Source organism: Streptomyces sp. NPDC111516 (genome assembly GCF_055635345.1).
Genome location: NZ_JBVKBV010000006.1, coordinates 299234 through 313660 on the forward strand (window position 1 = coordinate 299234; position 14427 = coordinate 313660).

Consider the following 14427-nt stretch of genomic DNA (forward strand, 5'->3'; position numbering starts at 1 on the left):
CGCTGGTGACGGCCGAGCTGCCGGACCCGGTGGCGGGGCCGGGGCGCCGGTCGGCATCGGCCGGCGTGACCTGCCGTCGGCGGCGGGCCGGGGCCGGTCGTCCTAGAACACGTCCGGGCACCAGGCCCGCCGCGCCGCCCGGAACATCCCTTCCGCCAGTGCCACCGCACCCGGCGTGCGTTCCTCGATGCGGCCCAGCGCCGCCAGTCGGACCGGCGACTCGTCGCCCAGGTAGAGCGTTCCCAACTCCCTTACGTCCAGGGCGAGATCGGCTTCGGTCGAGGTAGGGGTGCAGCTCGCGCCGGACGGGGAGGCGTCCAGGCGGTAGCGGCCGGTGGTCAGGCCCGTGGTGTCGTGGACGTCCAGGGTCAGCGCGCCGGGCAGCGCGTACGTCCGGGCCTCCAGGGCGCGTACGACGTCCAGGACGCGTACCCACAGCCAGTCCGCGTGGGTCACGATGCGGGCCGCGCGCGGGTCCGGGAGCAGGAGGGGCAGCAGGTCGTCGGGGGCGCGGTAGCCGGTGCGGACCGTGGTGATCCAGTCGATCGAGCAGACGAAATGCCACAGCGCGCGCTCCGCGGTCGGGGTGACGGCGATCTGCCCGAGCACCGTGGCCCGGTTCAGCGGCTGCTTGGCATCGCCCCAGTTGTCGTCTGCGCGGTAGACGATCAGACCGTCCGTCTCACCGGCCGCGTTGCTGTAGACCGCGTAGAACGGTTCCTTCCAGGCCTCGGGACCGGAGGGGACCTCGCCGGTGTTCACTTCCCACCAGCGGGCGTCGCGGTCGACCGCACCGTGCTGCCGGGCGCGCAGCCGGTCGTGGAGGGCCGGGCCCAGCTTGCGTACGTCGGCACCGCTCACCAGGTCGATCCGGCCGCCGTCCTGCGCGGAGGGGCCCGACCAGCGCGGGTCGAGGCCCGCCCTCGGTACGTCGATCTCCCACTCGGTGGTCCACGTCGCCGGACCGAAGCCGTACCGCCCGTAGATCGGGTACTCGGCGGCGATCAGTGTGGCGACCACGTCGCCGCGCTCCTTCGCCGCCGCCAGGTCCGTGGCCATCATCCGGCTGAGCAGTCCGCGACGTCGGTGCGTGGGCGACACCGTGACGTTGGAGATCGCGTCGGCCGGCACCGTGGCACCGCCGACGGCCGTGAGCTCCTGCGCGAACGAACGGAACGTGGCCACGCACCGCCCGCCGTCGAACGCGCCCTGTGTGCGGGCGAGGTCCGTGTGCGGGAGCCGCCGTTCGGCCTCTTCTTCCGTTCCTGTCGGCGCGTGCAGAAAGCCGGTGTGCTTGGCGCGCAGCCAGTCGGGGAACTCGGTAGCGGTGATCGTACGGACGTCAGGAGCCATGCGGTCCACGCTAGGCACCCGGCTCACGGGTTGTCGCCCGGTTTTCCGGGGCCGCGGAACGCGGTCAGAACGCCGCCCTGATCTCGCCGACCTCACCGCCGCCGCCCAGCAGCGGTGTGCGTCCGATCCGGGAGACCACCGGGGCGTCGATGCCGAGCAGGCGCAGCGACCGGGCCAGCACCGGGCCGAGCGCCCGCGTCGCGCCGTCGTCGATCTTGAAGGCCAGGGCCCGGCCGTCCGCCAGCGCCACCGCCTGCACCGCCTCCGCGCCCATCTTGGAGAGCGTGCCCGGCACCTCCCGCATCAGCCAGGTGTCGGGGCGGCGCGTTCCGGCCACGTACTCGGGGTGGGCCCGCATCGCGTCGCCGACCCGGCGCTCCGCCGTCCCGGGCTCGGCCAGCACGAACGTGCGGAAGGCCCGCGCCAGACCCACCAGGCTGAGCGCCATCAGCGGCGCCCCGCACCCGTCCGTACCGACCGCCGCGACCGGCTCGCCGGCCGCCTCCTCGACCACCTGGTGGACCAGCTGCTGGAGCGGGTGCGACGGGTCGAGGTAGGACGCCAGGTCCCAGCCGTTCAGCGCGCACACCGCGAGCATCGCCGCGTGCTTGCCGGAACAGTTCATGGTGATCCGCTCCCGGACGTGGCCGGCGGCGAGATACGTCTCCGCCTCCGCCGGGTCCAGCGGCAGATCGGGCGGGGTCTGCAGATCGCCGGGGGTCAGTCCGTGCTCGGCGAGCATCCTGCGTACGAGTTCGAGGTGGAAGTCCTCGCCGGAGTGGCTCGCGGCGGCCAGTGCCAGCCGCTCCCCGGACAGATCGAGCCCGGCCCGCAGCACGGCCGCGGCCTGCATCGGCTTGTTCGAGGAGCGCGGGAAGACCGGCGCCGTCGGGTCGCCCAGGGACCGCTCCACGCTGCCGTCGGCGGCCAGGAGGACCAGCGAGCCCCGGTGACGGCCCTCCACGAAGCCGGACCGTACGACCTCGGCCAGGACGGGGTGGGCCGGGGATATGGCGGAGGGGGCGGCGAGTGCGGCGCTGGAGGTCATGGTGGCCTTCCGGGGACGGGCGGAACCCGCCCCCGGAAGGGTCGCTTCAGGCGAGCAGGTCGTCTACTTGTGCTTCACCGTCACGGTACCTGCGGGCGATCTCCGCACTGCAATCGTCAGCGGTACGTTGCAGCTGGTGACGGCGGTGGGAGACCTGCTGCTCGTAGCGGACCAGACGCCCCATCGCGATGTGCAGCTCGTCGTCCGTACGGGCGTCGAGGTCGGAGAGTTCGACCTCGGCGAGAGTCTCGGCCGCCAGCCGGCGGTACTCGTCGCTGCGCGGCGTGGTGAGTGTGACGTGCCGGGCGGAGGAGCGGTGCTGGGACGGGGTGTCGGCGAGGATCTCCGAGAGCCGGTCCACCACCGGTGTCTCCGGATCCCGTCTGCGGGCCAGCTCGGCCCGCAGGATGTCGATCCGGCCCTGGATCAGTCGCCGCACATAGCTGAGGTCGGCCTCGTCGCGCTGCGAGTCGCGGCGCAGGGTGCGCAGCTCCGGCAGGCGCAGACCGCCCAGCTCCGGCTGCGGTCCCGCGGACGGGCCGTCCAGGTATCCATGACCGGTTCGCTGGACGGGTGGCCGCAAGGTGCTGGTACTCGTACCGGAGCCGGTACTGGTGCCGGCACCCGTGCTGATGCCGGTACTCGTACTGGTGCCGGTACGCGTGACCGGCACGGCGCCGGGGGACTGCCCGGTTCCATAGGTACTCATGCTGGTGTCCATCCCCTCGACCGGTGCGTCGGCACACCGCCTTCCCAGCATGGTGCCACTCCAGTGGGGCATATGTGGATGCTCTGTACCCGTTCAGCCCAAGACAGGTTGGCCAGGATAGGTTGGTCCATATGCGTGCAGTGGTGCAGAGGGTGGACGGTGCGAGCGTCACGGTGACCGACGGCACGGGCGCGTCGGGCGGACCCGAGGTCGTCGGCGAAATCGTCGGTGAAGGGTTGTGCGTGCTGGTCGGGGTCACCCACGGGGACACCCCGGAGAAGGCGGCACAGCTCGCCCGCAAGCTCTGGTCGGTCCGCATTCTGGAGGGCGAGAAGTCCTGCTCCGACGTGAATGCACCACTTCTGGTGATTTCCCAGTTCACCCTCTACGGGGATGCCCGGAAGGGGCGCAGGCCCACCTGGAACGCCGCGGCGCCCGGCGAGGTCGCCGAACCGCTGGTCGACGAGGTGGTGGCGCAGCTGAGGGCGTTGGGCGCGCAGGTGGAGACCGGCCGGTTCGGGGCGGACATGCGGGTCTCGCTCACGAACCACGGCCCGTTCACCGTCATCGTCGAGGTCTGAACCGGTCCACGGCCCGACCCGGACAAAGGTCGGGGGTCGGGCCGTGCAGTCGGCGCAGACGCCGCAGACGGTCGCGCGTAGAGAATCTGCGTGCGGTTACGGCTCCACGACCGTCTCCTGGGCGGCGGCCGTATCCCCCGCGAGCAGCTCGGCGTCCACTGCCACGTTCCGCTTGACCAGGGCCAGCGCGATCGGCCCCAGCTCGTGGTGGCGGGCGGACGTCGTGATGAAGCCCAGCTGCCGGCCCTCGGCGCCGTCCGCGGCGAGCCGTACGGGGGTGCCGTGTCCGGGCAGCACGACCTCGCTCCCGTCGAGGTGCAGGAAGACCAGCCGCCGCGGCGGCTTGCCCAGGTTCTGCACCCGGGCCACGGTCTCCTGGCCCCGGTAGCAGCCCTTCTGGAGATGTACGGCGGTGCCGATCCAGCCCAGCTCGTGCGGGATGGTGCGGTGGTCGGTCTCGAAACCGAGGCGCGGGCGGTGCGCCTCGACGCGCAGCGCCTCGTACGCCAGGATGCCGGCCACCGGGCCGTGTGCGGCCGCGTACGCTTCCAGGTCGGCGCGGGGCAGGAACAGATCCCGGCCGTACGCCGTCTCCCGTACCGTCACCCCGTCCGGGACCTCCGCGATGGAGCCGGCCGGCAGATACACGACGGCGAAGTCCTCGGTGCGGTCGGCGACTTCGACCCGGTAGAAGAACTTCATGGACTCCAGATAGGCGACGAGGTCGCCCTGTGTGCCCGGTTCGGCGTGCATCCACACGGTCTCGCCGTCGTCGACGAGATAGAGGGCGTGCTCGATGTGTCCGTGCGCGGTGAGGATCAGGGCCTCGGTGGCCTGCCCCGGGGCGAGTTCGCTGACGTGTTGGGTGAGCAGCAGATGCAGCCAGGCCAACCGGTCGCTGCCGGTGACGGTGACGACGGCGCGGTGCGACAGGTCGACGAGGCCGGAGCCGTCGGCGAGGGCGCGCTGCTCGCGGAACAGGTCGCCGTAGTGTGCGGCGACGCCTTCGTCGCGGCCTTCGGCGGGGACCGCGCCGGGCAGGGACAGCAGGGGGCTCTTCATGCGACCAGCGTACGACGCGATTTACGGCTCGGGACGGGCCGCTTCGGCCGTCCGGGCCGCGCCTGCGGATGCCGCCTCCGCCGTGCAGTCGGCGCAGCGGCCGAAGATCGCGAAGTGCTTCATGTCCGTCTCGAACCCGAAGTCGGCCCGGAGCTTCGCGGTGAACTCGGCGACGACTTCGACATCGGCCTCGATGACGTTCGTGCAGTCGCGGCAGACCAGATGGATGTGGTGGTGGCGGTCGGCCAGGTGGTACGTCGGTGCCCCGTGCCCCAGATGGGCGTGGCTGACCAGCTCCAGCTCCTCCAGGAGTTCGAGGGTCCGGTAGACGGTGGAGATGTTCACGCCGGAGGCGGTCCTGCGCACCTCGGCGAGGATGTCGTCGGGCGTCGCGTGTTCCAGCGAGTCGACGGCTTCCAGGACAAGCTGCCGCTGCGGCGTCAGCCGATAGCCGCGCTGCCGGAGATCGGTCTTCCAGTCGGTGCTCACCACAGGCCCAGTGTAGGACCGGGTGAACACCTGGCCACAGCTGTTGTCGGGAGAAGTCCGTGGACTGCTCCGGCGTGGACCTGAACCCGAAGGACGTCTTGAACTACTTGAAGAAGGCGATGCCGTCGTCCGGGAGGTCGCCGAGGCTCTTCGCCATCGCCTCGACCTCTTCCGGGGTGACGACCTTCTTCAGGTGCGCCGACATGTACGGGCGCAGCTCCACCTCCGGGGTGGCCTTCTCGCCGACCCACATCAGGTCGCTCTTCACATAGCCGTAGAGACGCTTGCCACCGCTGTACGGGCCGGAGGCCGCGGTGCGCGCCACCGCGTCGGTGACCAGGTCGATCTGCGGCTTCTGGTCGGCCAGCTCCCCGTACCAGATCTCGATGACGCCCTGGTCGCGGACCATGACGACCTCGACCTTGCGGTCCTTGTCGATGCGCCAGTAACCCGACTCGGACTCCAGCGGCTTGACCTTCTTGCCCTCGGAGTCGAGCACCCAGGTGTGCGAGGTGTACTCCAGGAAGTCCCGGCCGTCGTGCCTGAAGGAGACCTCCTGGCCGAAGTTGCACTGCTCGGCGCCCGGGAAGTCCGAGACACCCGCGCCCGCCCAGTTGCCGAGGAGGAAGGCCAGCGGGACGAGGTCCGGGTGGAGGTCGGACGGGATCTCGATCATGAGTGGCTCAGACGATCTGTGAGGGGGCGGGGGCGGGGAAGGTCAGCGCTGACCCTGGTAGAGCTTCTTCACGGTCAGGCCGGCGAAGGCCAGAACGCCGACGCAGACCAGCACCAGCAGGGCGGAGAAGAATGCCTCAAGCACGGGAACTCCTTGGAACGAGCGGTAGGGCAGCAGTACGGGGCCCGGCCCCAGCCTAATGGGTTGAGGCCCGGCCCGTCGGTTCGGGGCTGCGTGGGGTCCGCCGGGGCGCGGGTCGGCCCGCAGCCGGTTCCGCAGGATCGGCACCTGTCGGCGCCTGGTGGAACGGCACGCGCTCCGGGCCGCGGTTACAGTTCCGCGTATGCCGAAGAAGCTCGTGATCAAGGTGACTGCCGGTGCCGACTCAGCCGAGCGCTGCTCGCAGGCGTTCACGGTGGCCGCGGTCGCCGTCGCCAGCGGCGTGGAGGTCTCCCTCTGGCTGACCGGGGAATCCTCCTGGTTCGCCCTGCCGGGCCGCGCCGCGGAGTTCGAACTGCCGCATGCCGCGCCGCTGCCGGATCTGATCGAGTCGATCCAGGCGGGCGGGCAGATCACCCTCTGCACGCAGTGCGCGGCCCGGCGCGACATCACCGAGCAGGACGTCCTGGAGCGCGTACGCATCGCGGGCGCCCAGGTCTTCGTCAGCGAGATCATGGCCGAGGGCGTCCAGGCCCTCGTCTACTGACGCGCCACAAGGCTTGCCGGGAGGGGCACTAGTAGCGCTTCTTGCCGTCGAGTTCGTCCCACCACTCGTCGGACTTCGGGTCGCCGGACGGATCGTCCCACCAGCGGTCCTCCGGGCCCCGACGGTTGGCGATCATGGCCGCGACGGGCGGGATGACCATGGCGACGAGACACATCGCTATCGCGGCGGGCATCGACCACAGCCGGACGAATGCCCAGGCCGATACGAAGAGGACGATGCAGCCGCCCATCATCAGGAAATAGCCGCGACGGCGTCGGGCGTACATAAATCAAGCGTAGGCCCACTACGCGCCCACGCGAATGGCACGAAGGGCCGTACCCCGCCTGGCGTCCAACCCCTGGGGTACGGCCCTTCGGCCGGTGAGGTGTCGCGGGAGCCCGGCGGGCTCCCGCGTGCGTAGTCCTAGACGGCGATGGCGACCTCGGAGAGGCCACCGGTCTGCGCCACGACCGTGCGGTCGGCGCTGCCGCCCGGGACGAGGGCGCGGACCGTCCAGGTGCCCTCGGCCGCGTAGAAGCGGAACTGTCCGGTCGCCGAGGTCGGGACCTCCGCGGTGAACTCGCCGGTCGAGTCCAGCAGGCGCACGTAGCCGGTGACGGGCTCGCCGTCGCGGGTCACGCTGCCCTGGATGGTGGTCTCACCGGGCTTGATGGTCGAAGCGTCGGGGCCGCCGGCCTTTGCTCCACACATGGTGTTCTGTCCTTCTGGGTCGGGGGGCGTCCTGGTCCGGGTGGTGCCGGTCCGGTTCGTGCGGAGTTGCTTGGTGGTTACTTGTTGGCGCCGAGCTCGATCGGCACGCCCACGAGGGAGCCGTACTCAGTCCACGAACCGTCGTAGTTCTTGACGTTCTCCTGGCCGAGCAGCTCGTGCAGCACGAACCAGGTGAGCGCGGAGCGCTCGCCGATGCGGCAGTACGCGATGGTGTCCTTCGCGAGGTCGACCTGCTCGTCCTCGTAGAGGGCCTTGAGCTCGTCGTCCGACTTGAAGGTGCCGTCGTCGTTGGCGTTCTTCGACCACGGGATGTTGCGGGCGGTCGGCACGTGGCCGGGGCGCTGGGACTGCTCCTGCGGGAGATGCGCCGGGGCGAGCAGCTTGCCGCTGAACTCGTCGGGCGAACGCACGTCGACCAGGTTCAGGCTGCCGATCGCCTTCACGACCTCGTCGCGGTAGGCACGGATCGACTCGTCCTGCGGCTTGGCCTTGTACTCGGTGGCCGGGCGGGACGGGATCTGGTCGCCGTCGACCAGGTCGCGGGAGTCGAGCTCCCACTTCTTGCGGCCGCCGTCGAGCAGGCGGACGTCCTGGTGACCGTAGAGCTTGAAGTACCAGAACGCGTAGGACGCGAACCAGTTGTTGTTGCCGCCGTACAGGACGACCGTGGTGTCGTTGCCGATGCCCTTCTCGGACAGCAGCTTCTCGAAGCCCGCCTGGTCGATGAAGTCACGGCGGACCGGGTCCTGGAGGTCCTTGGTCCAGTCGATCCGGATCGCGTTCTTGATGTGGTTCTTCTCGTACGCGGAGGTGTCCTCGTCGACCTCGACGATGGCGACCTTCGGGTCCTCGATGCGGGCCTCGACCCAGTCGGCGTCTACCAGGACGTCACTGCGGCTCATTCTGTTCTCCTCCGGGGCAGTCTGCGGCGAGATGGTGCGAGACGGTGCGTGATGCGGATGTACGGCGGCGCAGGGTGCGGCGCACGTGCGACATGCGATCGGGATGGGCCCTGAATCGGTCGAAGGGCCGGGGGAATGCGGGGTGCCGAAGGCTCCCGCTCAGACAGTGCGACAGAGCATGGCGGCGACGCGGCACAGGTCCACTGCCCGCCGCTTCGTGAGATCCGCCCGTCCCCACTGTGGGAGACCGCCTATAGAGCACTGCATGGGACCGATCGTAGGGAGGTACGGGCGGACATGTCACCGCCGTGTCGCATCCTGAGACCCGATCGTCCGTACTGCGAGACATCGGCCGGATGGCGTCGCCTCCCGCGCGGCTCCCCCGCCGTATGCGCCCGTCGGCCATCTGCGGATCGGACACGGCCGTCTCAACATGTGGCCCGAAGTGCCCTGCGCCGCCGAGGCCACTGCCCTGCCCCGGCAGGGCCTATCCGGCGAGCTGTACGTTCGTGCCCGCCACCGAGATCTCCAGGCCGTCGGCGGTCGGCTGGATCTTCTGCAGCTTCAGGCCACTGGGCAGGCCGCCGACCTCCCGCTCGAAGTCGGTCTTCCGGCGCACCAGACCCTCCAGCCCGGGGATGCCCTCGCCCGGCACCTTGTCGGCGTGCACCTTGAGGATGTGGCCGTCGACGAGGGTGACGGTGGAGAGCACACTGCGCGACAGCGGGCGGCCGAGGATGTCGACCGTGCCGGTCACCTTCGCCTTGCCGTTGCCGCCGTACTCGACGACGACGCCGTCGCCGGCGGCCTTGGTCAGATCCTCGTACGAGATGACGGCGGTGCCGGTGGCGCGGGCGGCGGTGGCGCCGGAGTAGCCGTCGGCCAGCTTCACCTCGTGCAGCGCGGCGTTCATCCTGCTGATCCGGATCCTGCGGCCGTTGGCGTCGGTCTCGATGCCGGTGATCTCGACGTCGACCTCGTCGAACTGCGAACCGGCGAGCTGGGTCAGGAACGGAAATCCCTTGATCGAGACGTCCGTGGAGCCGATCGCGGCGCCGGTGACATGGACCCGGCCCTCGGCCTCCGACTCGGCGAAATACACCGCCGCCCGGTCGACGACGACGAAGATCCCGCCCAGAACCACCACTATGACCAGCAGTATTCGCAGTGCGCGCATGCCCGCTCTTTCCCCCACCCTGCATCCGGCCGGACCCCCCCCCCGGCGCCCGTGCGTCCGGTACGGATGCACGACACGCCCGGGGTGATCGACGAGCGGACACTCCCCTTCGGTTCCCGCTCGGCACCCGAAGGGGCGGTGCCGGTGCGTGCTACGAGATCGCGCGGCCGAGCAGATAGACGGCGGGAGCGGCGGCGGTGAGCGGCAGTGCCACACCGGCTGTCATGTGAACGAACCGCGACGGGTAGTCGTAGCTCGCCACTCGCAGCCCGATCAGCGCGCAACCGCCCGCTGCGAGGCCGAGCAGCGCACCCTTCGTGCCGATACCGGTGAACGCCCCCGCCGCGGCACCGGCGCCCGCGGCGACGAGGAGCGCCACCACGACCGAGGCCGGGCCGGGCAGCGGCAGCGCGCGGACGAGGACGGCGACCGCGACGGCCACCCCGCCCACCGTCACCGCGTCCGGGACCGCCGCGAGGTGTCCGGCGGCCACAACCGAGAGCGCGGCCGAGGCGACGGTGGCCATCAGCCCCTGCATCCGCTCGTCGGCACTCGCGTGGCTGCGCAGCTGGAGAACCACGGTGAGCAGCACCCAGATGCCGAGGGTGCCGAGGATGGCGGCCGGTCCGTTCTCGCGGCCCGCGGCGAGCAGCGCGATGTCGGCGACGAGGCCACCGGCGAACGCGAGCGCGATGCCCTGCCGGGCCGGCCACATGCCGTTCAGCCGGAACCACCCGGCCGCGGTCACGGCCTGGAGCAGCACCAACGGTACGACCAGGGCGTACGGCCCGATCGCGGCACCGAGGGCCAGGAGCAGCCCGAGTCCCGCGGTGATGGCGGCGGGCTGCATACCCGGCGCGATGATCGGCGAGCGGCCCTCGGCGCGGGCGCGCTGGGCGTCGGTGATCCGGCTGTTGCCCAGGGTGGTGGGGGCGCTGTATCCGGCGGCGTCGAGCGCGGACGCGGTGGTGGCGGGGGGCGGGCCCGCGGGTACGTCCGGCCGGACCGGCCCGGCCGGGGCCTCGGGAGGCAGCGGGTAGGAGCCCGCGGCGCGCCGCGGGCTCGAAGGCGGCAGGTAGGCGGTCTCGGCGGCGGCCGGAACGGGCTGCGCCGGCTGCTCAGGCTGCGTGGGCTGGATGGCCGGCTGGTACTGGGTGTCCCAGGTCTGGCCCTCCCAGGTCTGCGCGACACCGGGATTCTGCGGGCCGTGCGCCGCGGGTGCGCCGGACTCCGGCTGGTGGCCGGTCGGCCATGCGGACACCTGGTCGGCCGGCCGCGGGGCTCCGTACGACGCCTGCGACGCCTGCTGACCGTACGACTGGCCGCCGTACGACTGGCCGCCGTACGGCTGCGCGCCATGGGTCCGATCGCCGTACGCCTGCTGACCGTAGGGCTGCTGTCCGTACGCCTGCTCCCCGTAGGGCTGCTGTCCGTACGCCTGCTGTCCGTACGCCTGCTCTCCGTAAGGCTGCGAGGGCTGTGGCTCCTGGCCGCTCAGCGGGACGTGGCCGGGCTCGTACCCGTAGCCGTGGCCCGGGTCCTGTCCGTACGGATGCTGTTGATCGTTGCTGCTCATGTTCTGCGGTTCACCCTCCTGCGAACGGCGGGAGCACCTCGACCGTGCCGCCCTCGGCGAGACGTACGGTCTCATGACCACGGGTCCCCACGGGGTCACCGTCGACGAGGAACGAGCACCTTTGCAGCACTCGGGTGAGCTCGCCGGGGTGCCGTTCGCGCACCGCGTCGAGCGCCTCGGCCAGCGTCGCAGCGGTGTACCGCTCCTCCGCGGTCCCGGCGGCGGCCTTCGCGGCGGCCCAGTAGCGGATCGTTCCGGCAGACATGGCGGAGCTCCTCTCGTCTCGCATCAGCTGTCCATCATGAATCACCGCGCCGCCGCCCAGTCACCGATGCGGGTGAGCAGGCTCTCGTCCGCGGCGTTCTCGGCATGGCCCATGCCGTGCTCCAGCCACAACTCGGCGCCGTCGCCGGCCGCTTCGGCCAGCATCCGGGGGTGGTCCAGCGGGAAGTACGGATCCTGGTCGCCGTGCACGATCAGCAGCGGGGCCGGGGCGATCAGCCGGGCCGCCTCGACCGGGGAGAGCGGGACCGGGTCCCAGTCGTTGTGGTCGATCCGGGTGCGGAAACCGTAGCGGCCGACCAGCCGGCCGACGGGCCGGGTGACCACCCAGTGCAGGCGGCGCATCGGGGCCGTGCCCCGGTAGTACCAGCGGGCGGGGGCACTCACGGCCACCACCGCATCGGCGCGCGCATCCGCAACATGCACCCCTTCGTACGCTTCTATGCGCCCCCCGCGCTCCGCGCTCCCACCGGCTCGTCCCTTGCACAGCGCCCCGTGCCGCAGCACCACGGAGCCACCCATCGAGAAGCCGACGGTCACGACCCGCCGGTGTCCGAGCGCCCGCGCCCACTGAACTGCCGCCGCCAGATCCAGCACCTCGCGATCGCCCACCGTCGACCGCCCGCCGGACCCGCCGTGCCCCCGGAACGAGAACGTGACCACGGCCGCGTGCCGGCCGAGAACCCCCGCGGCACGCCGTACCGCGGGCCGGTCCACCGATCCGGTGAACCCGTGCGCGACCACGATCGCGGTACCGTCGAAGGATGATTCCGCAGCGGCCCCGGCTTCTGCCGTACACGGCTCGTACACCGCCTCGATACGGACCCCGTCATCGGTCCGCAACGTGGTCCGCAACGGGGTGCGCAGCCGTCCGGGCGTGATCAAGGGAACAGAGGAACTCCGAAATCGCCCCTCGGACACAGAACTCATGTGGGCTATTCTGCTGGGAAGAGGATCCGGGCAAAGCAGCCCCCGGGTCCTTTTGTGCTTCTCCGGCGTTGTTACGGCGACGTTTCCACAAGCTCAGCGGTCCCGGGGCGCGGCGCCGCACCCCGTAGAAAACGTATGGCGGACGATGACGAACGTCGTACGGCAAGCAGTGATGAAGCCAGCACGAACTGTACGAAGAAGTGCCGCATACTCCCCCGGGCCGAGCCCGGGAGTGCCCCTCTCGCAGGGAACGAGGAGGACCGACGTAATGGGCGAGCGAACCGCGCACGATCATCGACCGACGACCCGGGCAGGTGGGCGGCGATGAGTTCACTGCTGCTTCTGACAAATGCCCTTCAACCGTCGACGGAGGTGCTTCCGGCCCTCGGTCTCCTGCTGCACAGCGTGCGGGTGGCGCCGGCCGAAGGCCCCGCCCTCGTGGACACCCCCGGTGCCGACGTCATCCTGATCGACGGCCGCCGCGATCTGCCGCAGGTGCGGTCGCTGTGCCAGCTGCTGCGGTCCACCGGACCGGGCTGTCCGCTGATCCTCGTCGTGACGGAGGGCGGTCTCGCGGCCGTCACCGCCGACTGGGGCATCGACGACGTGCTGCTGGACACGGCGGGCCCGGCCGAGGTCGAGGCCCGGCTGCGGCTGGCCACCGGCCGGCAGCAGATCAGCTCCGACAGCTCTCCGATGGAGATCCGCAACGGCGATCTGTCGGTCGACGAGGCGACGTACAGCGCGAAGCTGAAGGGCCGGGTCCTGGACCTGACCTTCAAGGAGTTCGAACTGCTCAAATATCTGGCGCAGCACCCGGGCCGGGTCTTCACCCGCGCCCAGCTGCTCCAGGAGGTCTGGGGCTACGACTACTTCGGCGGTACGCGGACGGTGGACGTCCATGTGCGGCGGCTGCGCGCCAAGCTCGGCCCGGAGCACGAGTCGCTCATCGGCACGGTCCGTAACGTCGGGTACCGATTCGTCGCACCGGAGAAGGTGGAGCGCGCGGCCGAGCAGGCCAAGGCCCGGGCCGCGACGGGGAGGGCCGCCGCACCCGTAACCCGTTCGGAGCAGCCGAGCGCGGCCGAGGCCCCCGAAGAAGCCCCGGTCCGGCCTGCCAACTGGTAGGTATATCCGCGTAGACTGCCGCGCGTGGCCAAGGTGACGCGGGACGATGTGGCGAGACTGGCGGGTACGTCGACCGCGGTCGTCAGCTACGTCATCAACAACGGACCCAGGCCGGTCGCCCCGGCCACGCGCGAGCGGGTGCTCGCCGCGATCAAGGAGCTGGGCTACCGGCCCGATCGGGTTGCCCAGGCCATGGCCTCGCGGCGGACCGACCTCATAGGGATGATCGTGCCGGATGCCCGGCAGCCGTTCTTCGCGGAGATGGCGCACGCGGTCGAACAGGCCGCCGCCGAGCGCGGGAAGATGGTGCTCGTCGGCAACTCCGACTACCGCGACGAGCGCGAGGTCCACTATCTGCGGGCCTTCCTCGGCATGCGGGTCTCCGGGCTGATCCTCGTCAGCCAGGGCCCCAGCGAGCGGGCCGCGGCCGAGATCGAGGCGTGGGACGCGCGGGTCGTGCTGCTGCACGAGCGACCCGAGGCGATCGACGACGTCGCGGTCGTCACGGACGACGTCGGCGGCGCCCAGCTCGCCACCCGGCACCTGCTGGAGCACGGCAACGAGTACGTGGCGTGCCTCGGCGGCGTGGAGTCGACCCCGTCGGTCGGTGACCCGGTCGCCGACCACGTCGAGGGCTGGCGCCGCGCCATGCACGAGTCCGGGCGCTCGACGGAGGGCCGGCTCTTCCAGGCCCCGTACAACCGTTACGACGCCTATCAGGTGGCGCTGAAGCTGCTCGCGGGGCCGGACAGGCCGCCGGCGATCTTCTGCTCGACGGACGACCAGGCCATCGGTGTGCTGCGGGCCGCGCGCGAGCTGCGGATCGATGTGCCCGGGGAGCTCGCGGTGGCGGGCTTCGACGACGTGAAGGAAGCCGGTCTGACCGATCCGCCGCTGACGACGGTCTTCTCGGACCGCCCGGCGATGGCGCGGGCGGCCGTGGACCTGGTGCTCGACGACTCGTTGCGGGTGTCGGGGTCGCGGCGGGAGCGGCTGAAGCAGTTCCCGTCGGCGCTGGTGGTACGACGGTCGTGCGGCTGCGGGGAGCCCGCGGGCGAGGTGCGATAGGCCCTGTC

Annotated in this window: 18 protein-coding genes; 4 read left to right on the plus strand and 14 right to left on the minus strand. The window is 71.0% G+C overall.

Annotation, left to right across the window (positions count from 1 at the left end):
- Window positions 1-102: 102 nt before the first annotated feature.
- The 3 genes from ACZ7L9_RS15285 to ACZ7L9_RS15295 all read right to left on the minus strand — a co-directional run bounded on the left by ACZ7L9_RS15285 (window position 103) and on the right by ACZ7L9_RS15295 (window position 3110).
- Window positions 103-1353, minus strand: coding sequence for a GNAT family N-acetyltransferase (locus tag ACZ7L9_RS15285; RefSeq protein WP_471415615.1), 1251 nt, complete (start codon window positions 1351-1353; stop codon window positions 103-105).
- 64 nt (window positions 1354-1417) lie between these two features.
- On the minus strand, window positions 1418-2401 hold the full coding sequence (locus ACZ7L9_RS15290; protein ID WP_471415617.1) for an asparaginase: 984 nt from the start codon (window positions 2399-2401) through the stop codon (window positions 1418-1420).
- A 46-nt stretch (window positions 2402-2447) separates the two neighbouring features.
- Entirely contained in the window at window positions 2448-3110 is a 663-nt protein-coding gene (locus tag ACZ7L9_RS15295; protein WP_471415619.1) for an RsiG family protein, read from the minus strand.
- A gap of 131 nt (window positions 3111-3241) precedes the next feature.
- Here ACZ7L9_RS15295 and dtd point away from each other — a divergent pair, with 131 nt between their 5' ends.
- Window positions 3242-3691, plus strand: a complete 450-nt coding sequence (gene dtd / locus ACZ7L9_RS15300; RefSeq protein WP_384447144.1) for a D-aminoacyl-tRNA deacylase — start codon at window positions 3242-3244, stop codon at window positions 3689-3691.
- A gap of 96 nt (window positions 3692-3787) precedes the next feature.
- Here the strand turns inward: dtd and ygfZ are convergent, their stop codons facing one another.
- The 3 genes from ygfZ to ACZ7L9_RS15315 all read right to left on the minus strand — a co-directional run bounded on the left by ygfZ (window position 3788) and on the right by ACZ7L9_RS15315 (window position 5918).
- Entirely contained in the window at window positions 3788-4753 is a 966-nt protein-coding gene (gene ygfZ, locus ACZ7L9_RS15305; protein WP_389991339.1) for a CAF17-like 4Fe-4S cluster assembly/insertion protein YgfZ, read from the minus strand.
- Window positions 4754-4774: 21 nt separating this feature from the next.
- Window positions 4775-5245: a Fur family transcriptional regulator gene (locus ACZ7L9_RS15310; protein WP_471415620.1), complete on the minus strand. Its 471-nt coding sequence runs from the start codon at window positions 5243-5245 to the stop codon at window positions 4775-4777.
- Window positions 5246-5345: 100 nt separating this feature from the next.
- On the minus strand, window positions 5346-5918 hold the full coding sequence (locus ACZ7L9_RS15315; protein ID WP_471415623.1) for a heme-binding beta-barrel domain-containing protein: 573 nt from the start codon (window positions 5916-5918) through the stop codon (window positions 5346-5348).
- A 343-nt stretch (window positions 5919-6261) separates the two neighbouring features.
- Between ACZ7L9_RS15315 and ACZ7L9_RS15320 the strand changes: the two genes are divergently transcribed.
- Window positions 6262-6624, plus strand: coding sequence for a DsrE family protein (locus tag ACZ7L9_RS15320; RefSeq protein ID WP_471415624.1), 363 nt, complete (start codon window positions 6262-6264; stop codon window positions 6622-6624).
- A 28-nt stretch (window positions 6625-6652) separates the two neighbouring features.
- Here the strand turns inward: ACZ7L9_RS15320 and ACZ7L9_RS15325 are convergent, their stop codons facing one another.
- From ACZ7L9_RS15325 to ACZ7L9_RS15360, 8 genes are all read right to left on the minus strand, one after another.
- Window positions 6653-6910: a DUF3099 domain-containing protein gene (locus ACZ7L9_RS15325; RefSeq protein ID WP_471415625.1), complete on the minus strand. Its 258-nt coding sequence runs from the start codon at window positions 6908-6910 to the stop codon at window positions 6653-6655.
- Window positions 6911-7047: 137 nt separating this feature from the next.
- Window positions 7048-7335: a DUF1416 domain-containing protein gene (locus tag ACZ7L9_RS15330; protein ID WP_030925040.1), complete on the minus strand. Its 288-nt coding sequence runs from the start codon at window positions 7333-7335 to the stop codon at window positions 7048-7050.
- A gap of 77 nt (window positions 7336-7412) precedes the next feature.
- Window positions 7413-8258 (minus strand): sulfurtransferase, encoded by an 846-nt coding sequence (locus ACZ7L9_RS15335; protein ID WP_471415627.1) that lies wholly within the window; start codon window positions 8256-8258, stop codon window positions 7413-7415.
- A 159-nt stretch (window positions 8259-8417) separates the two neighbouring features.
- A complete protein-coding gene (locus ACZ7L9_RS15340) occupies window positions 8418-8525 on the minus strand; it encodes a putative leader peptide (RefSeq protein WP_353962445.1) in 108 nt (35 codons plus the stop codon).
- Window positions 8526-8745: 220 nt separating this feature from the next.
- Entirely contained in the window at window positions 8746-9435 is a 690-nt protein-coding gene (locus tag ACZ7L9_RS15345; protein WP_471415629.1) for an LmeA family phospholipid-binding protein, read from the minus strand.
- Between the two features lie 151 nt (window positions 9436-9586).
- A complete protein-coding gene (locus ACZ7L9_RS15350; RefSeq protein WP_471415631.1) occupies window positions 9587-11011 on the minus strand; it encodes a hypothetical protein in 1425 nt (474 codons plus the stop codon).
- Between the two features lie 10 nt (window positions 11012-11021).
- Window positions 11022-11276, minus strand: coding sequence for a MoaD/ThiS family protein (locus tag ACZ7L9_RS15355; protein ID WP_471415632.1), 255 nt, complete (start codon window positions 11274-11276; stop codon window positions 11022-11024).
- Window positions 11277-11317: 41 nt separating this feature from the next.
- Complete coding sequence (locus ACZ7L9_RS15360; protein WP_471415633.1) at window positions 11318-12223, minus strand: alpha/beta hydrolase family protein; 906 nt, start codon at window positions 12221-12223, stop codon at window positions 11318-11320.
- Between the two features lie 324 nt (window positions 12224-12547).
- Between ACZ7L9_RS15360 and ACZ7L9_RS15365 the strand changes: the two genes are divergently transcribed.
- Window positions 12548-13351: a response regulator transcription factor gene (locus ACZ7L9_RS15365; RefSeq protein ID WP_471415635.1), complete on the plus strand. Its 804-nt coding sequence runs from the start codon at window positions 12548-12550 to the stop codon at window positions 13349-13351.
- A 24-nt stretch (window positions 13352-13375) separates the two neighbouring features.
- Window positions 13376-14419, plus strand: coding sequence for a LacI family DNA-binding transcriptional regulator (locus tag ACZ7L9_RS15370; RefSeq protein WP_471415636.1), 1044 nt, complete (start codon window positions 13376-13378; stop codon window positions 14417-14419).
- The last annotated feature ends 8 nt before the right edge of the window (window positions 14420-14427 follow it).